Source organism: Streptomyces sp. NPDC020362, assembly GCF_040642095.1.
In the GTDB taxonomy this organism is placed as follows: Bacteria; Actinomycetota; Actinomycetes; order Streptomycetales; family Streptomycetaceae; genus Streptomyces.
The window spans coordinates 1-22,036 of record NZ_JBFAET010000152.1; the positions used below are offsets into that span (position 1 = coordinate 1).

Sequence of the window (22,036 nt, forward strand, 5' to 3'; positions counted from 1 at the left end):
CGGGGGTGGGGGGGGGGGGCCCTGCGGTTGTCCAACCCCGCGCGCCGGCCCACCGGCCTGGTTCGCCCTGTGTCCTACTGGCCGTTGACCGGGCCGTTGCCCGCGATGTTCTGGTCGTGCGGGTGGAACTTGTGCCCCTTGGCGGTGGTCGTCTCGGTTGTCGTGGTCTTGGTGGTCGTGGTGCCGTGTCGCGACTTGGTGGTCGTGGTCGTCTCGGTGGACTTGGTGGTCGTGGTGCCCCGACGGTTCTTGGTGGTGGTCTCGGTCGTCGTGGTGGTCTTGGTGGTGGAAACGCCGTGGCCGTGGGGACTGTGAAACGCTGCCGCGGGCGCGGCGTGCGCGGGCGGAGAGGCGGCGAAGGCGCTGGCCGGAACCATGACGCCGCCTGCCGCCAGGCCGGTCGTGGCCACCAGCAGTGCCAGACGCCGCTTGTGGGAAGCGCCAAGGGTGGGGACGGTGGCAGACATGAGAGGTACTCCTTCGTATAGGGGAAGTGCCGGCCGGGGGCCGGTGGGAGGGGCCGCCCTGTCCGGAGGCCCGGTACATCCAGTAGGCCCGCCGTTTGCCTGGCCGTCATGACACTCCATGTCGGGGCTTGACGGATTCGCTGGTTCCGGTTAGGGCTGTATGCCGAAAGCCCGCCGGTGCGGGGCACGGGCGGGTCGGCGGTGGCGCGGGCGCTCCGCGGGGATGGTCTCCGGCACCAGCTCCGATTGCCGGGGCGGTGCGGACGGGCTGGGCTTCGGGATGTAAGTGATGAACAGGGAGCGCTTCCCGTTCGACTCCGAGCGGGCGACGCCGACCCCCAGTTTGTCGAGGCCGGAGGCGACACGGTTGATCCGGTGATCCGGTCGGACAGGGCGCCCGGGGTGTGGGGCCGCTTGCCGTTGGTCATGCCGATCTGACTGGTCAGTTCCGCCCCGGTGTCCTACGGGCGGCAGAACCCCAAAGGAAGCGTCCCGTCGATCTCCAGGCATGAGGGACTGTAAATCGTTCGGTGTAACTCCCGATCGTGGAAGATGCACCGATGGCCAGTGATGACGTGGCCGAGCCCAAGACCGCAAAGCCGGTCGAGCCGACGCCGTCGAAGTCAGTCGATGACCGGCTGATCGACGAGCTGGTGACTCGGGCCCGGGCAGAGGGCCTGAAGCTGACCGGCGAGGGCGGGCTGCTGCAGCAGTTGACCAAGCGGCTGCTGGAGTCCGCCCTCGGAGGCGAGATCACCGACCACCTTGGCTACGACAAGCACGATCCCGCCGGCAAGGACGGCGGCAACGCCCGTAACGCCCGATCCCCCGGTCTGTTGTCCTGTCTCCCTGGACGTGAGGCATTAGGACTCTCCGACCTGCATGCCTCAGATTGAGCGAGACGCCGAAGGCCCACGCTGTCTCGTGAGACCTGAAGCATTCGGCCATGACTTTCCGAAATCCAGCTGGCCGACGGCTGATCTTGATAATGCTGGTAGAGACCTCGCTCGGACTTGGCTGTGCATCGGCAGTGTGGCGCACACGACTGCCGCTTGATACCTCAGGCGCAGGCGTGGCCCGTTGGATGATCTGATGCTTGGGTGTTCATGGTGACCTTTCTTCGTGAGTTCCAGTCCTGGTATTGGGACTGCGACTTCGACAATGCCGAGCTGCAGGCCGCGTTCGACGCAACCGACGACGCGACGACCCCCGACGAGTTCCAGCGGGCGTTCCTGGTGTTGCTGCGCAGCGAGGACATCGCCGCCCGCGGTACCGCCCTGGACTTCTTCGACCGCGCCGCCGCCACCAGCCGGTTCGGCGAGGCCAGTCCGTTCGAGCCCTACCGGGAGGAGGTGCTCGCGGTCGCCCGGGAGATGCTCCGCCGCCCGCCCAGGCCCGGCGACGACATCGCTTTCGAGGGCGCTGACCACGCCAGCGCCCTCCTCGCCCTCAAGAACGACGCGGGCCCCGAGGACGCCGAGGCCATCCTCGCCGTGCTGCGACGCCGCCCGGACGGCGAACTGCTGCACAACGTCCTGGGCGCAGCAAACACCATCCTCGCAAGCTCCGAGGCCCCCGACCCCCGGCTGGTCGCGCTGATCGGTGAGACAGCGTTCGACCGCTCGCTGGACATCGACGACCGGCGCAAGGCGCTCAGTGCCCTGCGCGGCGCGGCCGGCGAGGAGGTGACCGCGCTGCTGGTGCGCGCGACCGGCGAGGACGACTACCGCTTCCAGCAGGAAGCGGCGTGGGCGCTGTCGATCGGGGAGCGGTTCTACGCCCACCGCGCCCTGCTGGAACGTCTCGACGCCTCCTGGCCGGACGGCGAGCGCGGCTTCGAGGCGAGTGAAATTCGTGAGGCCCTGGACCCCGGCCCTCACAGCACCTACTGGCGTGGGGGCGACCCCGAGAGCCCAGGGCTGCTCCAGGTCCATCGCGAGATGCGCGCCCCCACGAGCAAACGAGCTCACCGCCAGGCGTTTCGGACCATGCTGTACAGCGGACTCGTCCCGATGGTCGGCATCGCGCTCGACCACTTCTGCGACAGCGACGGTCTCACCCGGTTCGGCCTGGACGCTGAGGCATTCCGCCCCAACGTCCTCGCCCTCGCTCGCCACCTCCTGACGCTGTCGCCGTCATCGGCGATGGCCAGCCCGGAGACCGGCGTCGGCGCCAGCCACGCGAGCGCGCTCGACGTCCTGGCGCTGCTCGCCGAGCCCGAGGACGCCGCGCTGCTCGCTGCCGCGCTCCGGCGCCGTGACTCTGCACCGCTGGTTTGCGAGCGCGCGCTCCGCGCAGCACAGGACTGCCTCGACCGGTGGGACGAGCCGGACGACCGGGTCGTCGCCGCCCTGGAAGAGCTCATCTTCGACCCCTCGGCCGCCATGGACGCCCGCACGCTCGCCGTCATCGCCCTGTTCGACGTGCCCGGGCCCCAAGTCACCGCCGTGCTCTGGCGCGCCGCCCACTCCAGCGTCCTGCCCGTCCAGGTGGAAGGCGCGCTCGGCCTCACCCACGACCACCTGATCGACCAGCACCGCGACCTCGTGCGCGCTCTCGTCGCATCCTGGCCCGCCGGCGACGACGAACCCGACCGAGCCTGGCTCGTCCGCCACGCGCTCAGGGACTGATGGTCAGCGCGGGTTTCGGCCACGCCGGGCAACGGCTCGACTCCGCCTGCCCGCTCAACGTGCCACCAACTCTGATGCTGTAGCGTCGCAGGCCCCGCGGGAAAGGGTCGTGCCGCGCTTGGACGAAGGAACGACCCCGATGACCCACAGCACCACCCTGGCCTTGGGCACCAGCGCCGGATCCCTCCTTGTGGCCGCACTGGTCGGCGTAGTATCACTGGCCGTAGCCATCGTCGGCTACCGTCACGCGCGCCGCCTCTTCTCCTGGATGAAGCTGAGGCAAACAGTCCAGGACAACGCCAAAGACCTCGACAGCGTCGCCTCCCGGCTGGACGAGATCGTCGACAAGCTCTGCGAGTACGCCCAAAAGCCCTGCAATCCTGAGGACTTCCCACCGCTGCGCAAGTTCACAACCTCATCTCCAGCTTCGTCGGCCAGCTGGACGTGATCCGCCCGCAACTGCACGAGGTGGTGGAGCAATTCGATGCCTACCTCGCCACGCCCGTCCCCGAGGGCGCGGCCACCGGATCGCGCACCGCTCAGCTGCAGGCGGCTGCGGAGAAGGCGATGAGAAGGCCATGGAACAGGAGATCGCGCGGGCTCAGGTCCATACCGCCGTGAACACTGCTCAGCAGAGGATCCGCGCGCTGCGGAAGGTCCAGTCGGGTACCGGAAACTGACAGGGACGAGCCCGATGGGGACCTGAGCCGCCCATGGCCCAGGTCCCCACCAGCGTCGTGCGATCAGGTTGTGCAGACCCGCCGGGCAGCCGACGGCGAGGCCTTCTTGTGCCGGGATGGCCCTGCCTGCCCCGCTGGAGCGGGGCAGGCAGGTGAGCCGCTAGCTGGTCTTGCCGGGCTGCCCGGCGATCTGGGTGATGGTGAAGTGGACGAATTCGGCGGGGCGCACCGGCGCGACGCCGATGTCGCAGATGACCTGTCCTTCGTCCATGGTTTCGGGTTTGTTGTTGGTGTTGTCGCAGATCACGTAGAACGCCTCGTCGGGGGTGCGGCCGACGAGTGCGCCCTGTCGCCACTGATCGGTGAGGAACGAGGAGACCGAGTGCCGCAGCGTCGCCCACAATCGCTCGTCGTTGGGTTCGAAGACCGCCCAGGCCGAGGACTGGTGGATGGAGTCGGAGAGAAATGACACCAGGCGGCGGACGTTGAGGTAGCGCCAGTCACGGGTGGTCGACCTGGTGCGGGCGCCCCATACGAGTAGGCCCCGATCCGGGAAGATACGCAGGCAGTTGACGCCGTTCTCGTTCAGATCCCCGTTCTCGTCGTCGGTGAGGAGGGTTTCGAGCTTCAGGACGCCGCGGAGATTCTGGTTGGCGGGGGCCTTGAAGATTCCGCGTTCGGTGTCGGTGCGGGCCCAAACCCCCGCCACGTGGCCGCACGGCGGCACGGTGCGCTCGACGGCGTTGACACCCGGCACGGTGATCCACGGGTAGTACAAGGTGGTGAAGGCGGCACCGTCGGAGTCGGGCGAGTCGAGCTCTCCGGTCAAGGTCTTCACTTGGTCAGGGTTCTGGGCCGGCGGCGGGTCGAGGATCGCCAGCCGGTTGCGCTGCTCGGTGCAGTGCTTGACTACCTCGGCCATCCTGCTGACGCCCTCGGCCTGGTCGGGCGTGGGTGCCTCCTTGGCGGAGGAGATGCCCACGGTCATGTCCCAGAGGCTGGGCACGGCGACCATGGTGATTTCAGGCACGGCCTCTAGGCCGGCGAGGCCCGTGCGGGCGTCCACATCTCCCTTTAGGTCCCCGGGCGAAACGGCGTCTTCCGGGTTGGTGAAGCCCACCACGTAGCAGGTGCCACCGCCATTGGCGAAGAACCCGTAGACGGCTTCGGCCAAGGGGAAACACCGCTCCAGCGTGCGAACGCTGGAGGGGTCGGTCGCCTCCGCGAACTCCTCGGCGATTCCCGCCATGCTGTAGCGGGCTGCGAACTCCCGCCAGCTGCCGATCCTCTGCGGGAGTTCCCGCTCGGGCTCGGTGAACGGCTTGGGCGCCGCGTTCGGATCGTCCCTGGCCGAGACCTTCGTGTAACCGAGGAACGCCGGGACCGATGTGCTCGCCCCGGTGACCATGCGCACTTCGCTGGGGAGTTCCTTTACAAAGACCCCGGGTGGATTCGGGTCGGGCATCTACGCTCCTTGGAGTGAGGGGTGGCCGCTTGCCGGTGCTTCCTTCGCAGACCTGGCGTCCTTCGCGAGGCCTGCTGATGAAGTGGAGGAACCCGGCAATACGCACGCGCCGATGGTGCAAACGAGACAGCCATACCCATCCCTGGGCAGTGCACCGAGCGGTGACCCCGCAGAGAGCGCAAACCACTCTTGTGGGTGGACGTACCGGTGGGTCTCTCCCGGTCTGGTCGAACCGTTGCAGTGGACGATCACATGAGGGCGGGCGGGGACGGGCGGTATTGGGTGTTTGGTGTCTCCGATCCTCGGTTGTGTGGGCAGCATCCGGACCACGCGGCCGGCCTCGGAGAGCTCGGTCCTCACGCTCGGCAAGGTCCTCCCACACAGCCGGAACAGGCACCCGATCTCCGGCCACCCGGCGGTCCCTTGGCACCCGGCACGTACGCCAACCCGGCATGCCTCCACCCCCGCTCGATCCGCTTCAACACGTCGATCCAACAGGGAATTGACGACGATCCCCTCCACCTCCGTGCTTTCGAGCGCCTCGTACCAGGGCAGGGCCTCGCGCAGGTCGGTGGTCGGCCAGACCGGCACGATCGGCGGACTGACGCCGGGCGAGGACGTCGAGCGCCACATGCGTCGCGGGGTGTCGCGCACGCTGTCGGAATGCCCGGACGAGTGAACCACCGGGCCGTGAGGCAGCCGGCCACGGCCGAAAGGGGTAGGCCTCCAGGCAGGGATTCCCGAGGAGAAAGGACTACGCTGTGCGCCGAGCACTGATCGTCGTCGATGTGCAGAAAGACTTCTGCGAGGGCGGCAGCATCCCGGTGAAGGGCGGCGCCGACCGCGCCCGCGCCATCGCGGAGATGGTCCAACGCTCCGCCGCCGGCGAGTACGCGCACGTCGTTGCCACCCGCGACCACCACATCGATCCGGGCGGCCACTTCTCCGACCACCCCGACTTCCAGAACTCCTTCCCCGTGCACTGTGTCGCCGGCAGCGATGGAAGCGACTTCCACCCCAACTTCGCGCCGGCCGCCGTCTCCGGTGCCGTCGACGAGGTCTTCTACAAGGGAGCGCACTCCGCCTCGAAGAGCGGCTTCGAAGGCTCGGCCGAGGACGGCACGTCCCTGGCCGACTGGCTTCGCGCACGCGAGGTCAACGACCTCGACGTTGTCGGCATCGCCACCGACCATTGCGTGAAGGCAACCGCGCTGGACGGCGCGAAAGCCGGCTTTGCTGTACGCGTCCTCCTGGACTACACCGCCGGCGTCGCCGCCGACACCACTGAAAAGGCCATCGACGAACTGCGTGGGGCGGGCGTCGCACTGACCGGCGAACCCGTCGTCCTTGGCTGATCCTCTTCTGGGGCCATGGCCAGGCGGAGCGCTCCTGTACCCGATGGCACTGCCTGGCGCGGGATCGGCGTGGCGCGCGGTTCTGCGTGACGCTCGTGCCACTGAGTGGCGTGCCGACGGACGTATCCGAAGGGTCATCAGCTTCCTGCCGCTGGCCGTAGCCGGCGGCGGCAGTCCGGCCGCTGGACGGGGCGGAGCCGCTGGCTGGCGTGTTCGACGCCATCGAGGCCCCGCCTGCTGCCACTCGCCGGCGCCCCCGTTTCTGCCGGCCGGGTGGTCCACCGGGACCGGTGGTGTGAACCTGCCAGCAGCCTGGGAAAACTGATCTCGGCCTGGCCACGTTGCTCCTGGCGGGCTCCAGTGCGCTGTGCCTGGGCATCGAGGTCGGCGCCGGCATCCTGCTGCACGTGACGCAGAGCATCTGGGTGGCGCTCGTGGTGTACCCAGTGTTCTATTTCCTGGCGCTCTATCTCCTGTGGGTGATGGTGCCGAGCATGGAGGAGCCCGAGGGGTGGGGCATCCTTGTGCTGATCGTGCTGCCCATCAGCGCACTGGTTGTGATGCACCTGACCTATTCGGGCCTGGACCAGCGGGCGATGCGCGCCCGCGGCAAAGAGGTGCGGGCGACCGTGACCGACACCTACTGGGTCGACCAGGGGACGGATCCCCCGCTGTTCGTCGCAGAACTGAAGGATCAGTCGGGGCGGCCTGTACCCGGCAGGGTCTTCGGGGAAAAGGTGAAGGTCGGCCAGACGGTCACCGTCACCGTGGACCCCAAGGGGAAGGTCCCGCTGTTGATGGGCGGGCGACCGACGGGCTCCGGGAAATTCCAGGCGGCGGGTATCTCGACAGGCGTCGAGATCCTGTTGCTGGCGTGGGCGGCCTTCCGGGGCACCGCGGACCGACTGGCCGCGAAGACGACGGACAAGCCCAAGCGAACGCAGGAGCCCGAAGACTCTCCGGTATGACGTGTCTGCAGCGCCGGCCTCGACGTCACCTCCACCATTGCCTGAACCGCCGCCGCGGAAAATCCGGCATTGCACGCGACAGTCTGCCGTCGGCTGCCGGATGGTGCCCCGAGTGGGTGAGTTCGTCTCGGTCGCTGCGCACAGGGTTCGGGGCGGCAGGCCGCGCAGACGCAAGAGGCAGTCGATGTGGGGCGTGACCGGTGGGGGGAGCGCCTGGCAGCCTCCGGAGGGTGTGAGGGTGGCCCCGCTGGTGGGGGGGGACAACGGGGCCGCCTCTGTGGTCAAGCCGAAGCCGGGTGACCTGGGGCTGCCGCCGGAGCTGGTGGATTTCAGTCAGCACGGGCGCCCCGAATGCGGCAGCGCCCCCCACTTGGGGCCCTCACGCACCTAGATGATTGCTTCCAAGGCGTGGGGTGTGCCGGCTTGAACCCGACGTAACGGACGGTTCAGCGTTGCCGTTGCGCTGCCGGTTCGGTGTCAGCGTGTGTAGAGACCGTCGAGGCGGCCGCGAGCCAGGGCCGGGCCGCTTGCGGTGGCGAGCACCGCCCTGGGCTTGGCTGTTTCCAGCGGTGCGTCGCCTTCTGCCGAGGTGATGGCGGTGGGCAGGGCGAACAGTTGGAAGACGTACCGGTGCGGTCCGTGTCCCTTGATCGGTTCGGGGCCCAGGTAGCCGCGCCCCATCCCTGAGCGAAGTACCCGCACTCCCTGGGCCGGACTCCCTGCGTTCAAGGCTCCGGTAGGCAGCGTGACGAGTTCGGGTTCGAGCAGGGCAACACAGTGGACGAACGGGGTACGGGTGGGAGAGTCGATGTCCTCGACGACCAGCAGCAGTTGGGCGGTGCTTTGCGGTGTGCCGGTCCAGGCCAGAGCAGGAGAGCGGTTCTCGCCGCCCGCGCGCTTGCCGACGTTGGCCTTGGGGAGGACACTCTCGTGTTCGAAATCGGCGCTGTGAAGGTCCAGCACCTCGGGGCCGGCCATGGCGGGGAGGTTCCAGGTCAGATGAGCTTCTCCGGCGCGCTTGTTCTTCAGGAGGGTGCCCAGAATCGTCATGGTATGTCCTTGTCTGTCGCGCGTGTGGATAAGTCGACTGGGGCGCTTGCACGCTGAGCTGGCGATGTCCGGCATCCGGCTGCGCGGATGCCGTTGCGGCCAGTTCGCGCACCTTGGGGGCGACGGCTGGCCAGAGAGCGGCTGAAAGGCCGTGGCCGACGCCGGAGAAGAGGCACCAGTTGGGCCCGTCGAGGGTGCGAGCGGTGGTCTGGGCCGCGGTGTCGCGCAGCGCCGGGTGCTGCTGGCTGTGCAGCACCAGGGTGGCCTGTCTCGTTGTGCTCAGGCAGTCGCCAATGCCGAGGAAGGGCACGGTGGCAGCCGTATGGACCTCGGTGCCGGTTGGGTCGGCCCTCACCAGCGGACGGCCGTGAAGTCGATCGGCCTGGGCCCCAGCAGTCGTGTGCGTTCGGCCAGCGCTCGCAGCCGCCGGGACATCTCGTCGGCGGTCAGGCGGTGGCGGTCACCGTGGCCTGGCAGGACGCATTCGAATCTCAGCTGTCCGGCTGTCCTGGCCAGGGAGGCGGCCAACTCCTCGATGGAGTACCAGGTCACGCTCTCCGCGACTTCCAGATCACCCGTGGTGCGTGACCAGTAGAAGCTGTCTCCGTTGAAGCAGTACCGGTCATCCGCGAGGTAGAGCACACTGCCCCGGGTGTGGCCGGGCAGTGGATGGGCGGTGACCCCCTCGCTGATCTCCACACATTCCAGGCCCCGGATCACCTGGTCTGCGTTCGGTGCCGCGTCGAGGTCACCCTCGTGGATCCACAGCTGGGCGCCGAAATGGTCCGCGTAGCGGCGGCCGTGTGCGGCGTGGTCTCGGTGTGTGAGCAGCACATCGGTGACGAGGCCCGATGCCGCGTAACGCTGGGCGAGTTCACGGCTCCAGCGCGGTGTGTCGATCATCATTGCCGTGCCGGACGGCCGCAGCAGCAGGTAGGAGTTGGCTCCGGCGGTGTGCCGGGAGTTGTGCCCGCAGATCAGTACGTCGTTGTCCAAGGCCATCGGAAAGGGGTCGAGCGCCTGGTCCGGCTGCCCGGACGCCGGGCGGATCGAGCGTGTGGGGCAGGCGAAGGCGGCCGCGTGGAGGCGCCGTGTCTCCGTCTCATCGTTCGGTGGGCGCAGGATCTGCGACCGTCCGCCGGTCTCGCCGATCAGGTCGGGCGCGAGTTGTCGGGCGGCATCGCAGTTGATGCAGCGGTCGTCCACGTACCAGCCGTCCATGGCGGGACTCCTTCCAAGGGGGGCACGACCCGAACCTGGGCCGTCATGAGGCCCTCCAGTCCGCAGAAGCAATGCATCGGGTACAGTAGCTGCATAGCTAAGTATCTCAATCGCGAAGATAAATGGTGCCTCGCATGCCCGTCAAACCGCAGGGTGACCAGAACGACGAACTGGCCAACCGGATCATTGCGTCCATGACGGACCTCGCCGGAGCCCTGGGACGCCTGAACGACCTGATCGCCCAGCAACTCGGCATCGCGCAGACCGATCTGCTCTGCCTGCACGTACTCAACCGCGCCGGAGCCTCCACTGCCGGCGCACTCAGCTCTCAGCTCGGGCGTACCACGGGCGCGGTCACGCACATGATCGACCGCCTGGAGAAGGCGGGATACGTCCGGCGCAAACCGGACCCGCGGGACCGCCGTCGCGTACTCGTCGAAGCCTCGGCGCCAGGACTCGAACGGATCGCTTCGTTCTACGAGGGGATGGACGCCCGCAGCCGCCGATTGATGGCCGCCTTCTCCGACGACCATCTGGCGGCGATCCACACCTTCCTTCTGGGCAGTTACGAAAGCGCCGCCGAAGAGTGTGATCACCTGATTCGGTAGCCGGGCCCTGCCTCGCGCTCGATGTTCCTTGGTGGTCGACTCCGCAAGTCGCTCGGGGGTTGACGCAGGGTAGGGCCTGTGCAGGCGTTGGTGAGCAGTCGGAAGCGTCAGGCGCTCGAGGGATTGGAGCGACTCTCCAGGGTCTCGGCGAACATGCCGGTGTGCTGGTCGGGGACCATGGGGCCTGCCTGGTAGGTCTTGGCTGATGCGGACGGCTCTGGGCGCAACGCCTCGGAGTTGGCTGCCGCGGGGTCAGCTGCCTCGCAGGCCGTTGAGCAGCTGCGCGACATGACTGCTGGCTTGGTCGGGGTCGAGGGGGGCGTGGCCGACCAGGAGGCGGTACCAGAAGGGGCCGAAGACCAGGTCGGTGGCGTGTTCGAGGTCTAGGTCGGCCGGGAGTTCGTCGCGGTCGATTGCGACGGTGAGCATTCTGGTTACCACGGCGCGGCGGCTCTGTACCCACTGGCGGAAGTGTTCGGCGAAGGCCGGGTCCAATTGGGCTTCGGCCATTAGCCCGCGCAATGCTCTGCCTCGCAGCGGGTATTCGCTGATGCGGTAGAGGTCGGAGATGAACGAGGTCAGGTCGCCGGCGACTGTCCCGGTGTCTGGTTCTGGTACGCGTGTGACGACCGTGTGCGTGTAAGCGTCCATGACCAGGGCGCCTTTGGACTTCCACCACCGGTACACGGTGCTTTTGGCGACGTTCGCGTGTCGAGCCACGCCTTCGATGGTCAGGGCGCCGTAGCCGGCCGCCTCCAGCAGTTCGGCGGCGGCGTCCAGGACAGCCCGGCGCGCATCCTCGCTGCGGACGCGGCCGCCGGTGCGGACGGGGCGGGGGTTCTGTTCGGGGGAGTCCTTCATAGCCACAGTGCTCACTGTAAGTGGTGTGCTACTTTTTTCGAAACGCTACGCCGCGTTTCGATTAATGAGGGGGCGGAACATGAGCACCATCATCGTGTCGCACGGCTTTGGCATGACCAATCAGGACCACTGGTACCCCTACCTGCGGGATGAGCTGGGCGCTGCCGGCCATCAGGTGCGCATCCCACAACTGCCGGATCCCCAGGCGCCTCAGGCGGACGCCTGGCTCAACATGCTGACCGCCGAGACGGCTGTGTCCCCGGCCGCCGACACCGTACTGGTGGGCCACAGCCTCGGCGGGGTCAATGTGCTGCGGCTACTGGAACAGCACGACATGGACGCCGAAGGCCCCTATGCGGGTGTAGTCCTGGTGGCTTCGATGGCCGGCGAGGTCGGCTACGACGCACTCGCGGGCTTCTTCGAGCCGGACTTCGAGTGGCCGCGGATCCGCCACGCCGCCAGGACGTTCCGGATCCTGCACGCCGCAGACGACCCGGTCACCGGAGCGGCAACCAGCGAGCACATCATGCGGTTCGTCACCGAGCTGGGCGCCACGGCCACGGTCACCGCGACAGGCGGCCACTTCCCCAGCACCGGGGCGAGCCGACTGCAACTGCCCGAAGCGATCCGGTTGGTCAACGACAGCCTGCCCGGCTGACCCGGTATCGACGAACGCGAGCCCAGGGCCGCCTGCCTGCCTCCCTGAACATGCCGCAGGCAGGCGGCCTGCCGTCTCACTTCACCGAGACCGCGCGCAGAGTGCCGCGACACGGCAGGCAATGACGGTGCAGCCCGCTCAGACCCCGGCTGGCTTCGCCAGTCTCTGATGCCCCCGGCCGAAACCCGGCCTTGGCCCCACTTCGCGATCTCAGTAGCATGATCTGACAGCGGAGATTGCCCCCACCTTCGTGCCCGAATCCAGGGCTGACCCGGGCCGCCTGTGGGCCGTCCCTTTCGTGATGGCGTTCCTCAGCAGAGCGAATGGGTACGCGCGCGGGCATGTTGTCCGCCCTGCTCCGCTCCAGCACAGGCCGAATATGTGATGCGCCGTGTTGGCTCGCCTCCAGGGTTGCGCCCGTGCCGACGACTGCCTCGATCACGTCCGCGTATCCCCCGTTGAACGTGCAGGTGCGCACGCCCCGGCTGTCCCTGCTGGGGGCGACGGATGAGCTCCTGGAACGACTGGTCCCTACGGTGCGCGAGGGGGGGCCACGGGCCTCCGTGGCCCTTCGCCACACGCCTGACCGAGGCGCTGTTCGCTGCACAGTGGCTGTGCCTGGCGGGCCTTGGAGCTCTGCTCCGGCACCTCGAGGCCGACCGCCCAGCGCAGGTTCCTCATCTGGCCCAAGGCGGGGGAGTGGGGTCTGATGCGGGGCGAGACCGTCGTCGCCGTCGGCCCTGTGTAGATGTGGAGGTGCAGGCCGGCGCTGCCGTCGAGCGCCTTCTGGAGTAATGGCGAGCCCGGATGGGGGGCTCCATCCAGGCTCGGCGTGCGGGTGGACGGTGGCCCGCCTAGCGTGTTGGCCGATCGGAAGTATCCACGCGGCTTGGCGTGCCATCGGTTCAGACGGGCTTTGGCCCTGTGGGTGTCGGCAGGGCGGTGCCGGGGTGCCGCGGCTGTCTGGTCGCGCCTTTCCCACCCCCCTCCGGGAGTTCGGCATGGCCCGTATCACTATCAATGGCGTCACGGTGGACCCGCTGGTCCAGGCTGACGAGCTGGCCACCGCATCACTGACATCCGAGGACGCCTCCGCGTCCAATTACCTGCTCGTCCAGACCACGCATCCGCCCACAGCCGAGGAGAAGGAACAACTCGCGGCGCTCGGGGTGGTGGTCCACGAGTACGTTCCGCAGGACACCTACCTGTGCGGCTACCGGGCTACGGACCTGGACGCCGTGCGTGCGCTGCCGTTCGTGGCCTGGGCGGACGTGTACTTCAACGGCTTCAAGATCGGCCGGTCACTGCAGTCGACCCGGCTGCGTTCGAGTGTCGCCGCGCTGGCTGATCCCGTGGAGGCGGCGGGTGACGGGACCCGCACCGTCGACGTCGTCCTGCACGAGGACGTCGATGCGAGCGTGGACGGCGTACGGGACCGGGTCGCGGCGGCGGCCGGAGTCAGCCCCGGTGACGTACGGCCCAGCCGCGGCAAGGTGCGTATGACGGTCCGTGAGGAGGACCTGCCCGCACTGGCCGCGCTCGACGAGGTGAAGGAGATCGAGGAAGTCCCGGAGCGGGTGCTGTACAACACCGTCGCGGGGACGCTGATGCACGCCCACGTGTCCCTCAACGGAACGAAGTTCCGGGGCGAGGGCCAGATCGTGTGCGTCGCCGACACCGGCTTCGACAAGGGTTCGACCACCAACGTGCACCCTGCCTTCACCGGCCGGGTCAAGCGTCTGATCGCCCTGGGACGCACCAGCCCCGCACGGACGGACGACCCCAGCGGGCACGGCACCCACGTGGCGGGCTCGGTCCTCGGCGACGGGACGTCACAGTCCATGGGCGGCACCATCACCGGCACGGCTCCCGAGGCGCGACTGGTCCTCCAGTCCGTGATGGCCGAGAACGGATCTCTCGCCGGCATCCCGGACAACCTGCTCGACCTGTTCGAGCCGCCCTTCCTGGAGGACGGGGTACGGATCCACACCAACTCGTGGGGTCCGGTGACCCCAGGGCTTCCGTACGGACCGGCCGCAGGCGAGGCCGATCAGATGGTCTGGGACCACAAGGACTTCGTCATCTGCTTCGCCGCCGGCAACGACGGCACGGACCGGGACGGGGACGGCCGTATCAACCTGAGGTCCGTCAGCGACGAGACGGGGGCCAAGAACGTCATCACCGTCGGCGCCAGCGAGAGCAACCGCCCAGAGATCCCCTTCACCTACGACGGCAGGCTGCTCAACGGACCGACCAAGTTCCCTGCCCCGCCGATCCACGGCAACAAGATGGCGGACAACCCCGCCGGGATGGCGGCCTTCAGCAGCCGCGGTCCGACCGCGGAGGACCGGTTCGCGCCCGATGTCGTCGCCCCCGGAACGTCGATCCTGTCGACGCGCTCGCGGGTGGCACCCGACCACGGGAGCTTCGGTGTCTCCACAGACCCCGCGTTCATGTTCGACAGCGGCACCAGCATGGCCACCCCGCTGGTCGCCGGCTGCGTGGCGGTACTGCGCGAGACGCTGGTGAAGAACGGCACCCTGAAGCCGAGCGCCGCCCTCATCAAGGCCATGCTGATCAACGGTGCCGATGAGCTCCAGGGCCAGTACATCCCCACCGAGGCGGGCCCTTCCCCGAACAACAACTCCGGCTTCGGCATCGTCAACCTCCAGCGCGCCGTCGTCCTCCCGACCGATGGCGACCGGGCGGGCTTCACCGACGCCGCAGAGCTGGACCAGGGAGAGGAACGCGCGTTCCGCATCCCGGTTCCGGAGGGCGCGGGCCATACCCTGAAGATCACCCTAGTGTGGACGGACCCCCCTGGCCCGGCCCTGCAGAACGACCTCGACCTGATCGTCCGCGCAGGCGGTCAGGAACGCCACGGCAACATGGGCACGGATCCCGGTTTCGACCGTCTCAACAACGTCGAGCAGGTCCAGTGGCAGGACATCCCCGCCGGGGACGCCGAGGTCGTCGTCCGCGCCCACCGGATCACCCGGTTCGCCCAGCCTTACGCCGTCGCCTGGCGCATTCTCTGACGCGTACACGGGCAACGTCCCGGCCCGTCGGCCGCGCCGGAACGGCGGTCCCGGGCCGGGCCCCATCCGCCCCCAGGCAGACTTCGTAGTCGGCCGGGCGCCGGCCCTGGACGGTCGGGACGATGCCGATCGGTGCTGCGGCCTCTATCGCGACGCGGAACCCGACCTTGCCTTTTCAGCTTGCCTTCGGCCGTCCCGGGCCTGTGGGACTCATGCTTGGTGGGCCCGTTGCGCCCTCTGCGTCTCACAAAAGGAACATCATGGCCAGCTCCGCTCGGAGCAGCCCTCCGTTTGGCAGTACAGCCGGGTGCGACGTGCCTGCCAGGCCACCCAGTTGACCCCCTTTGCACCCCGACACCCCACGCAGAATTCGGAGTACTCGCCTTCGGAAGGCCCAGCGCGATCAAGGGGTTTCTTCACAGCTGACTCTCGTGACTGTCCGGGCACCCGAAACGCCGAAACCTGCAACATCTCTTGCGGCTACTCCTGCGCCTTCTCTTGCGTGAGCCTCTCAGGCTGGGGTGACGTATCCGCAGGTCAACCGAGGGGTCCGCGCAGGGTGAGGGGTCTGACATCCCCTCTGCTGCCACTTTCCCGCGCCGGTTGAAGGAGAGTGAGGAATGGGGGCGGGTGGGCGTGGGTGGGTAGCGGCTTCGGGGATCGGGGCGGGTTGTGGTGCGGGCTGCGCGTCGGCCGGGCCGCCGCGCCATCGAGGACCGGCAGCTCCAGGTTCCGGCCGCTGAACCGGCCGACTCGCACCGCCAGGAGCACGAGCAGCATCAGTGGCCCGGCACCGGGCCCGCACCGGGAGCGCGCTCGTGATGGCTGGCCCACTGCAGCGCGATGCGCACCGACGATGCCGTGCACTGAGCCTCCGCCAACTTGAAGCTGCAAGTCAAAGGGCTGGCGTGACGGTCTTCGGGGGTGCTCACGCTGGTCGTGGGCGGCAGTCTGCGGAGCAGATCGTCCGTCGGCGGTCGACTCGCGGATTCCGGCACGAAGTGGCTGGGCGGCCTTGTGCGCGGCTCTCAGCTCGCGAAGCTGTCGTGAAGTGAGAAGCAGCGGAGAGTGGCTGCCGGGATGCGAGGGGGGCTTCGGCTGATCGGATTTGGTGACTCCGCTTTGGCGCTGTTTGTGATGCTGGTGAGGCGCCGGGGCTCATATTTTGGATCTTGTGAAGCTGACGGAGGGTCACCGGTGGGCGGGCGCGGCTACGGTCTGGCGTCTTGTCGTTGCGTTCATCGCGTCGTCGCTCGTGCTGCTGACCGCGGTGCCGGCGGTCGGTTCCGTCGGGGTGGGGCCGAGGCCTGCCGGTGCCCTCCCACGGCAGGTGGAGGAGCACCGTTCCGTCACGTACAACATGCGCTACCGGGCGGAGCGCTGGCAGCACGGTGTCTTTCCGCTGACCGTCCAGGCGGAGATCCTGACTCTGCAGGAGGTCCCCGACGGTGACCCTCCGGACGCGCAGCTGGCGGCCGGGAGGCTCGTGGGCGCGCAGACGACCATGCCAGGCGGCTATACCGTGGAGCGATATCGGTGGGTGAACTGCCGTCCGCCCGACCCGCAGAGCCCCTGCATCATCTACCGCTTGAAGACGCCGCGTCGTAACCGCTCGATCGCCGTGGTGGTCAACCAGCCGGGCGACGACGTCGTTGCCGTCAACGTCATCGCACCCCAGGCTCCGCAGGCCGATGCCAAACCCGCGCTCGGAGTCGAACTGTCGGACGGGACCTGGTTCTACTCCGTGCACGCGCGGAACAGGGCGAACCGCGTTCACCAGGCCAACGACGCCCCTGATCTGGTGAGGGCGATCGCGCGGGTGGCGGGGGATCACTGGGCGGCCTTGGGCGACTTCAATCGCACCCCGGACTCGTGGCCGGCGCTGCCCCAGGGCCAGTCGTTCGTCCGGTCGGGCCTTGCCACCTATCCGGTGGGGGCGCCCACGGACGAACTCGACTACATGATCGTCAAGGGCCTGTCCCGGCCATGGCGGCTCACTGCCTACCGCCTGACCTATGTGGACGGCTCCGACCACTACCCGGTCGGCTTCTGGTACAGCCTGCTTCCCAGCGGCAACGAGTACCGCTGCGACCCGGGCGACGGGCAACTGAGGGCGCGGCAGGACGAGTGCGCCCGTCAGGCGGCGACCGTGGCGATGGGCGACAGCTACATCTCCGGCGAGGCCGGCCGCTGGGCGGGCAATGCCAACACAAGCCGGGCGGGAACGGTCTTCGGCACGGACCGTGCCGCGACCGACTGCGTGAGCGAGTCGAGCTGCGAACACGACCTCAACCGGGTCTACGGCCTCACCTCATACGCCGAGGGCGGCAACCGCTGCGACCGCTCCGACACCGCGCCGATCCTCACCGCCTCCTATCCAAAGGTCGCCTCATGGCGGCACTTCAACCTGGCCTGCTCCGGGGCCACCACCAACGAGATCAGCCAGCCCTTCACCGAGAAGGACGAGCCCGCCCAGACCGAACAACTCAAAGCCGTGGCATCGGCCTACCGGGTCAAGGAGATCGTCGTCTCGATCGGCGGCAACGACCTCGGCTTCGAGGACATCGTCCGTTCCTGCGCCAGACGCTTCCTCCTGCCCGACTGGATTCCCGTGTCCTACTGCAAGAACGCCTGGGGGGACATGAGTGCGGAACTCGACACCGTCGGAAGCAAGGTGACGCAGTCCCTGAAGGACATCCAGAACACGATGCACCAAGCGGGCTACGACCCCGGAGACTACCGACTCGTCGTCCAGAACTACCCGCAGCCGCTCCCGCCCGGCGACGCCTACCGCTACCCGGAGACGTACGAGCGCTACTCCCAGGGCGGCTGTCCCTTCTACGACACGGACACGGACTGGGCCCGCGACACCCTCGTGACCGGCATGAGCCGGGAACTCAGCCAAGCCGCCAAAACAGTCGGCGCCGCATTCCTGGACGTGCGCGGCGCCCTCGCCCGCCACGAGCTGTGCCACGAGGACACCCTGCACGCCTCGAGCTTCAACACCGCCGCAGACCCTCTGGATTCACAGTCGGCCGAATGGGTGCGGTGGATCTCCTATCTCTACTTCCCCAACGCCTTCTGGTCCTCCCAAGGGGACCAGCAGGAGTCGATCCATCCGAACGCCTTCGGCCAGCGCGCGCTGGGCGGCTGCCTCACCCAGCTGGGCGATCAGCCACCCCCGGGCGTCAACTCCCAGTTCCGTTGCACCAACGACGGCCTCCACGGCGTCGACGGCATGCAGATCAAGGAGGTCAGACTCCGCTGCCAAGCAGATCGAAGCCATCACCGACGAAGCGGAGATCCTTGCTCTTGACCGCGCCCTGACTGCGTTGTCCGTCGCCCCGGACCTCGGGATCCCGATCCCGGGCTCCCGTCCCGAGCTGCGCAAGTACGCGGACGACGTTGATGACGTCCGCATCATCTACTACGTCAGCGCATTGCGGACCACCATCGTGGTCGCATACCTGGAAGCCTTACCCGGACGCGGCCGCGTGGCTCCGTTCACCAGAACGGACCGCAGGTGATCGCCGGTTCACGTCGAACAGCTCATGAGTTCCGACAGCACTTCATCGCTTCTTCGACCTTGATGCGTGGGCAATGAAGACCAGGAGCAGTCCGCAGATGACAACCAGGATCCAGCCCGGACGGGATGCGCGTGCGAGCTCAGCCGGAGTGGCGTTCGCTGCCAGGCCGCCGGCGAGGGCGATGCCGAGCGCCGAGCCGACCTGTCGTGCGGTGGACGTGATCGCTCCGGCCACGCCAGCCCGAGCTGGGGGCAGCCTGCTGACCGCGGTGTTGGTGATCGGTGCGTTGGCGAAGCCGAACCCGATGCCTGCGAGCAGGTAGGCGAGCAGGAGCAGGGACGTGCTCGTGCGATTGTCGAGTCCGACCAGGCAGAGTCCGCCTGCCATGGTGAAGCCGCCGGCCAGGATCAGGGGAAGCCGGGGTCCCATGCGAGCGACGAGACGGCCGGACCAGGGGGCGCAGACGGTTGCGCCGACGGCCATGGGCAGGGTCGCCACTCCGGCGGCCAGTGGCGTGAATCCCCGGGTGTGCTGCAGGTAGAGGGTGTTGAGCAGTAGCGTCACATTCAGGGCGACGAAGACTGCCACGGCGCCCAGGACCGCAGTGCTGAACGCGGGGCTGCGAAAGAGCCGCGGATCTACCAGCGGTTGGTGTCGGCGCGCCTCGACCCATACGAATGCGACCGTCGCTACGGCGGCCAACCCGTAGGCGGCCAGCGCTGCGGGCGACGTCCAGCCGATGTGCGGCCCTTCGATGAGGACGCCGACCCAGACCCCGATGACCACCGTCAGCAGGGCCTGCCCCGGAACGTCGAGGCGTCGTGCCCGCGGCCCGCGGGATTCGGGTACGAACACGGCGCTGAGCACCAGGGCGGTCACGACGACCGGGGCGTTGATCCAGAACAGCACCCGCCAGCCGAGCCCCGTGAGGAGTGCGCCGCCGATGACCGGTCCGACGGCCATGCTGAGCCCGAAAACGGACGCCCAGATACCGATCGCCTGTGCTCGCTCCTTCGGGTCGGGCATCGCGTTCACCACGATCGCGAGAGCGACTGGACTGAGCATCGAGGCGCCGATGCCCTGAACGGCACGGGCTGCCACGAGCGTGCCAACCGAAGGTGCGATCGCGCAGAGCAGCGAGGCCACCCCGAACACGACCAACCCAGACTGGAACATCCGTCGGCGTCCGAACCGGTCCGCCAGCGCCCCGGAGGAGATCAGCAGACCGGCCAGGGCGATGGTGTACGCGTCCACGGTCCACTCAAGACTGCGCGTCCCGACGCCCAGGCCACGCCCGATGGCGGGCAGGCCCACGTTGACGATGGTGGTGTCCAGGCCCACCAGGAACATGCTCAGGCAGCATACGGCCAGCACCGTCCAGCGCCTTCGCGCGCTCAGAGCCGGCGGAACAGGGTGAGTCGTCGTCACGGTCACGGGTTGCCTCTCACATCCGGGAGTACCTGCCCGGCAAGGCTCAGTCAGGCCCGCAAGCACCGACCATCATTTTTGCGAGGACCGCAAAGAACGCACACTGAGCCACATGGACACAGAACTGGAGCAGCTCCTCGACAGCATCGGGCCACGGCTGCGCGCGTTGCGCCGGGACCGGAAACTCACGCTGGAGGCGCTGGCGACCACGACCGGGATCTCAGTGAGCACACTCTCCCGTCTTGAGTCGGGCAGCCGGCGCCCAACCCTGGACCTGCTCATCCCGCTCGCGCGGGCTCACCGCATCGCGCTCGACGACCTGGTGGCCGCACCGGCCACCGGCGACCCCCGGGTCCACCTGAGGCCCTTGCGCAAAGGTGACGGCAGCGTCCTCGTCCCCCTGACCCAGTACCCGGGCCGGGTGCAGGTGTTCAAGCACGTACTGGCTCCCCGCGAGCCGAAGCTGGTCACCCATGACGGCTATGAATGGCTCTACGTCCTGGCCGGCGAACTGCAGCTCATCCTCGGAGAGCACGCATGCACGCTGCGCCCCGGCGAAGTGGCCGAGTTCGACACCCGACAACCGCACTGGTTCGGTCCGGCGAACACGAGCGCCGTGGAAATCCTGCATCTGTTCGGACCACGAGGCGACCAAGCCGTCGTCCGCGCGAGACCCTCGGCCACCGATCCCACGCCGGCGATCACCGCACCCCCACCGCCAGCTGCATCCTGACCCTTGACGTGCTCCCTGGCCCAAGGCCCAGGGATTGCGGCCTGGGTCGTCTGACCCTTCCGGGGGCTTCCTGCTTCAACGCGCTGTGCGGGCACGTGTGCCCGTCTTACCGGCGCTCCACGGGCGTTTGGTGTCTCCACCCGTCCGGTGGCGACGATTCGGCGTCCTTCGACGAGGACGTTGCGTGCTGCGTTGTGGTCGCGGTCGTGCACGGTGGCGCACTGGCTGCATGTCCACTCCCGGACGTGCAGGGGCTTGGAGGCGTCGCGGAATTGGCAGGCCGAGCAGACCTGAGAGGACGGGAAGGCCCGGTCCACCTTGGCTACACCCGCTACCTCAACCCCATCCCCACCCCCGCCGCCCTCACCCCGTCCGAGATCCGTCACAGCCTCACCCCGGCGCTGCGCGCGGCACTGGCCCCGAGGCCGCGCTCGTGAGGCGCTGTGCGCCGCACTCGCTGCCCCCGGCCGGAAGTGCCTCTTCACCGGCTGGCATGCGTAGGGTGGACTCGACGACTGGTGTCGTCCGGCTGACGGGGAGGTCTCGGCAGGGGGTCGCTGTAGTGGTGGGCCGCGATCCCGGCGTCGTGCTGTGCGTTGAACAGGCGGATCAGGAGTATCCCGATGCCGGTCGCGAGGATGATCGCCGCGATGAGGACGAGGGTCTCCATGGGGCTCACCTCCAGGTGTTGCCGGGCAGCGGGACGGCGCGCCTGTCCATCGGGCCCCCGAAGGGGGACATGCAGGCCCCGCCCTCGCTTTGCCAGCTGTCCTCCCGGCGCAGGGCGTCGCGAATGCCGCGCCCGATGACGACTTCGTCGGCCATCAGGACGCCGGCGGTAAGGACGCTCCCGGGGATCGCTGCGGCGGCCATCAGGCGGGCCGCGGCGGCGGGCTCTGTCTCGGGCGGGATCACCAGCAGGTCCCAGCGGCCGACAGTGTAGGAGAGCAAAATCAGCTTGTCGGGGTGCTGTTCGGTGAACCAGCCCACATGCACGGTATGCCCGGCCACAGGCACCTTGCGCGGGATGACGGGCCAGCGGGTGGGGTTCACGGTGACGCGAGTGATGCGTCCCCAGACTTTGTCGAGTGCGGCCGCGAGCGGCGGAAGCTCCGCCTCGAGATTGCGTGAATAGGGCCACCAGGCCCCGTCAAGCTGGCCAGCGAGGGTGGTCTTCGGGGTGAGAGACAAGCGTGCCGGGAACTCTGCGGCGAGGTCGCGTGGCGCGGTCCGGTCGAGGATGGTGGTCATGATGCGGACCTGCCCCCGGGCTGCCCGTCGGCGGCCCGGTTTTTGGTGATGGGCGGAGACCACACCGGGGTGTAAGGCGGTGGGGGGAGGTGTGCC

19 protein-coding genes and 3 pseudogenes are annotated in these 22,036 nt (G+C 68.3%); 13 read left to right on the forward strand and 9 right to left on the reverse strand.

Annotated features, from left to right (window positions below; translation table 11 throughout):
• Positions 1-74 precede the first annotated feature (74 nt).
• Positions 75-467, reverse strand: coding sequence for a hypothetical protein (locus AB0H32_RS35330; RefSeq protein ID WP_361129506.1), 393 nt, complete (start codon positions 465-467; stop codon positions 75-77).
• Positions 468-1,027: 560 nt separating this feature from the next.
• Here AB0H32_RS35330 and AB0H32_RS35335 point away from each other — a divergent pair.
• The 3 genes and pseudogenes from AB0H32_RS35335 to AB0H32_RS35345 all read left to right on the forward strand — a co-directional run.
• Positions 1,028-1,255, forward strand: a pseudogene (locus tag AB0H32_RS35335) (IS256 family transposase); the annotation flags it as partial.
• Positions 1,256-1,573: 318 nt separating this feature from the next.
• Entirely contained in the window at positions 1,574-3,097 is a 1,524-nt protein-coding gene (locus AB0H32_RS35340) for a hypothetical protein (RefSeq protein ID WP_361129509.1), read from the forward strand.
• A gap of 139 nt (positions 3,098-3,236) precedes the next feature.
• Complete coding sequence (locus AB0H32_RS35345; RefSeq protein ID WP_361129512.1) at positions 3,237-3,545, forward strand: hypothetical protein; 309 nt, start codon at positions 3,237-3,239, stop codon at positions 3,543-3,545.
• Positions 3,546-3,937: 392 nt separating this feature from the next.
• Here the strand turns inward: AB0H32_RS35345 and AB0H32_RS35350 are convergent, their stop codons facing one another.
• Entirely contained in the window at positions 3,938-5,242 is a 1,305-nt protein-coding gene (locus tag AB0H32_RS35350) for a phage tail sheath subtilisin-like domain-containing protein (protein WP_361129515.1), read from the reverse strand.
• Between the two features lie 502 nt (positions 5,243-5,744).
• On the opposite strand from AB0H32_RS35350, the gene AB0H32_RS35355 reads away from it, so the two are divergent.
• From AB0H32_RS35355 to AB0H32_RS35365, 3 genes are all read left to right on the forward strand, one after another.
• Complete coding sequence (locus tag AB0H32_RS35355; RefSeq protein WP_361129518.1) at positions 5,745-5,921, forward strand: hypothetical protein; 177 nt, start codon at positions 5,745-5,747, stop codon at positions 5,919-5,921.
• Between the two features lie 82 nt (positions 5,922-6,003).
• Entirely contained in the window at positions 6,004-6,597 is a 594-nt protein-coding gene (locus AB0H32_RS35360; protein ID WP_361129521.1) for an isochorismatase family protein, read from the forward strand.
• 341 nt (positions 6,598-6,938) lie between these two features.
• Positions 6,939-7,565 (forward strand): hypothetical protein, encoded by a 627-nt coding sequence (locus tag AB0H32_RS35365; protein WP_361129524.1) that lies wholly within the window; start codon positions 6,939-6,941, stop codon positions 7,563-7,565.
• 477 nt (positions 7,566-8,042) lie between these two features.
• Here AB0H32_RS35365 and AB0H32_RS35370 read toward each other — a convergent pair whose 3' ends face one another.
• A complete protein-coding gene (locus AB0H32_RS35370) occupies positions 8,043-8,615 on the reverse strand; it encodes a YbhB/YbcL family Raf kinase inhibitor-like protein (RefSeq protein WP_361129527.1) in 573 nt (190 codons plus the stop codon).
• Between the two features lie 351 nt (positions 8,616-8,966).
• Positions 8,967-9,836, reverse strand: coding sequence for a ferredoxin (locus AB0H32_RS35375; RefSeq protein WP_361129530.1), 870 nt, complete (start codon positions 9,834-9,836; stop codon positions 8,967-8,969).
• 134 nt (positions 9,837-9,970) lie between these two features.
• Here AB0H32_RS35375 and AB0H32_RS35380 point away from each other — a divergent pair, with 134 nt between their 5' ends.
• Positions 9,971-10,444 (forward strand): MarR family transcriptional regulator, encoded by a 474-nt coding sequence (locus AB0H32_RS35380; RefSeq protein ID WP_361129533.1) that lies wholly within the window; start codon positions 9,971-9,973, stop codon positions 10,442-10,444.
• 252 nt (positions 10,445-10,696) lie between these two features.
• Here AB0H32_RS35380 and AB0H32_RS35385 read toward each other — a convergent pair whose 3' ends face one another.
• A complete protein-coding gene (locus tag AB0H32_RS35385) occupies positions 10,697-11,305 on the reverse strand; it encodes a TetR/AcrR family transcriptional regulator (RefSeq protein WP_361129555.1) in 609 nt (202 codons plus the stop codon).
• A 79-nt stretch (positions 11,306-11,384) separates the two neighbouring features.
• Here AB0H32_RS35385 and AB0H32_RS35390 point away from each other — a divergent pair, with 79 nt between their 5' ends.
• From AB0H32_RS35390 to AB0H32_RS35410, 5 genes and pseudogenes are all read left to right on the forward strand, one after another.
• On the forward strand, positions 11,385-11,963 hold the full coding sequence (locus AB0H32_RS35390; RefSeq protein ID WP_361129535.1) for an alpha/beta fold hydrolase: 579 nt from the start codon (positions 11,385-11,387) through the stop codon (positions 11,961-11,963).
• Between the two features lie 601 nt (positions 11,964-12,564).
• Positions 12,565-12,675: pseudogene (locus tag AB0H32_RS35395) on the forward strand (IS5/IS1182 family transposase); the annotation flags it as partial.
• Positions 12,676-12,964: 289 nt separating this feature from the next.
• Positions 12,965-15,001, forward strand: coding sequence for a S8 family serine peptidase (locus AB0H32_RS35400; RefSeq protein ID WP_361129538.1), 2,037 nt, complete (start codon positions 12,965-12,967; stop codon positions 14,999-15,001).
• A gap of 1,174 nt (positions 15,002-16,175) precedes the next feature.
• Positions 16,176-18,317, forward strand: coding sequence for an endonuclease/exonuclease/phosphatase family protein (locus AB0H32_RS35405; RefSeq protein ID WP_361129541.1), 2,142 nt, complete (start codon positions 16,176-16,178; stop codon positions 18,315-18,317).
• Positions 18,277-18,528, forward strand: coding sequence for a hypothetical protein (locus AB0H32_RS35410; protein ID WP_361129558.1), 252 nt, complete (start codon positions 18,277-18,279; stop codon positions 18,526-18,528). The genes AB0H32_RS35405 and AB0H32_RS35410 overlap by 41 nt, the downstream gene beginning before the upstream one ends.
• Before the next feature lie 42 nt (positions 18,529-18,570).
• Here the strand turns inward: AB0H32_RS35410 and AB0H32_RS35415 are convergent, their stop codons facing one another.
• Complete coding sequence (locus AB0H32_RS35415; RefSeq protein WP_361129544.1) at positions 18,571-19,962, reverse strand: MFS transporter; 1,392 nt, start codon at positions 19,960-19,962, stop codon at positions 18,571-18,573.
• A gap of 106 nt (positions 19,963-20,068) precedes the next feature.
• Here AB0H32_RS35415 and AB0H32_RS35420 point away from each other — a divergent pair, with 106 nt between their 5' ends.
• A complete protein-coding gene (locus tag AB0H32_RS35420) occupies positions 20,069-20,689 on the forward strand; it encodes an XRE family transcriptional regulator (RefSeq protein ID WP_361129547.1) in 621 nt (206 codons plus the stop codon).
• A gap of 233 nt (positions 20,690-20,922) precedes the next feature.
• Here the strand turns inward: AB0H32_RS35420 and AB0H32_RS35425 are convergent.
• From AB0H32_RS35425 to AB0H32_RS35435, 3 genes and pseudogenes are all read right to left on the reverse strand, one after another.
• A pseudogene (locus AB0H32_RS35425) lies at positions 20,923-21,174 on the reverse strand (hypothetical protein); the annotation flags it as partial.
• Positions 21,171-21,359 carry a hypothetical protein gene (locus AB0H32_RS35430; protein ID WP_361129550.1) on the reverse strand — a complete coding sequence of 63 codons (189 nt, stop codon included), beginning with the start codon at positions 21,357-21,359 and terminating at the stop codon, positions 21,171-21,173. The gene AB0H32_RS35430 and the pseudogene AB0H32_RS35425, both read right to left, overlap by 4 nt.
• A gap of 5 nt (positions 21,360-21,364) precedes the next feature.
• Positions 21,365-21,940 (reverse strand): DUF5994 family protein, encoded by a 576-nt coding sequence (locus AB0H32_RS35435; protein ID WP_361129552.1) that lies wholly within the window; start codon positions 21,938-21,940, stop codon positions 21,365-21,367.
• Between the last annotated feature and the right edge of the window lie 96 nt (positions 21,941-22,036).

Bases quoted from the DNA above. Each gene is read 5' to 3' on its own strand.
- AB0H32_RS35370 (WP_361129527.1), bottom strand. From the start codon at position 8,615: ATGACGATTCTGGGCACCCTCCTGAAGAACAAGCGCGCCGGAGAAGCT.
- AB0H32_RS35400 (WP_361129538.1), top strand. From the start codon at position 12,965: ATGGCCCGTATCACTATCAATGGCGTCACGGTGGACCCGCTGGTCCAG.
- AB0H32_RS35385 (WP_361129555.1), bottom strand. From the start codon at position 11,305: ATGAAGGACTCCCCCGAACAGAACCCCCGCCCCGTCCGCACCGGCGGC.
- AB0H32_RS35345 (WP_361129512.1), top strand. From the start codon at position 3,237: ATGACCCACAGCACCACCCTGGCCTTGGGCACCAGCGCCGGATCCCTC.
- AB0H32_RS35420 (WP_361129547.1), top strand. From the start codon at position 20,069: ATGGACACAGAACTGGAGCAGCTCCTCGACAGCATCGGGCCACGGCTG.
- AB0H32_RS35375 (WP_361129530.1), bottom strand. From the start codon at position 9,836: ATGGACGGCTGGTACGTGGACGACCGCTGCATCAACTGCGATGCCGCC.
- AB0H32_RS35340 (WP_361129509.1), top strand. From the start codon at position 1,574: ATGGTGACCTTTCTTCGTGAGTTCCAGTCCTGGTATTGGGACTGCGAC.
- AB0H32_RS35350 (WP_361129515.1), bottom strand. From the start codon at position 5,242: ATGCCCGACCCGAATCCACCCGGGGTCTTTGTAAAGGAACTCCCCAGC.
- AB0H32_RS35390 (WP_361129535.1), top strand. From the start codon at position 11,385: ATGAGCACCATCATCGTGTCGCACGGCTTTGGCATGACCAATCAGGAC.
- AB0H32_RS35430 (WP_361129550.1), bottom strand. From the start codon at position 21,359: ATGGAGACCCTCGTCCTCATCGCGGCGATCATCCTCGCGACCGGCATC.
- AB0H32_RS35380 (WP_361129533.1), top strand. From the start codon at position 9,971: ATGCCCGTCAAACCGCAGGGTGACCAGAACGACGAACTGGCCAACCGG.
- AB0H32_RS35330 (WP_361129506.1), bottom strand. From the start codon at position 467: ATGTCTGCCACCGTCCCCACCCTTGGCGCTTCCCACAAGCGGCGTCTG.
- AB0H32_RS35435 (WP_361129552.1), bottom strand. From the start codon at position 21,940: ATGACCACCATCCTCGACCGGACCGCGCCACGCGACCTCGCCGCAGAG.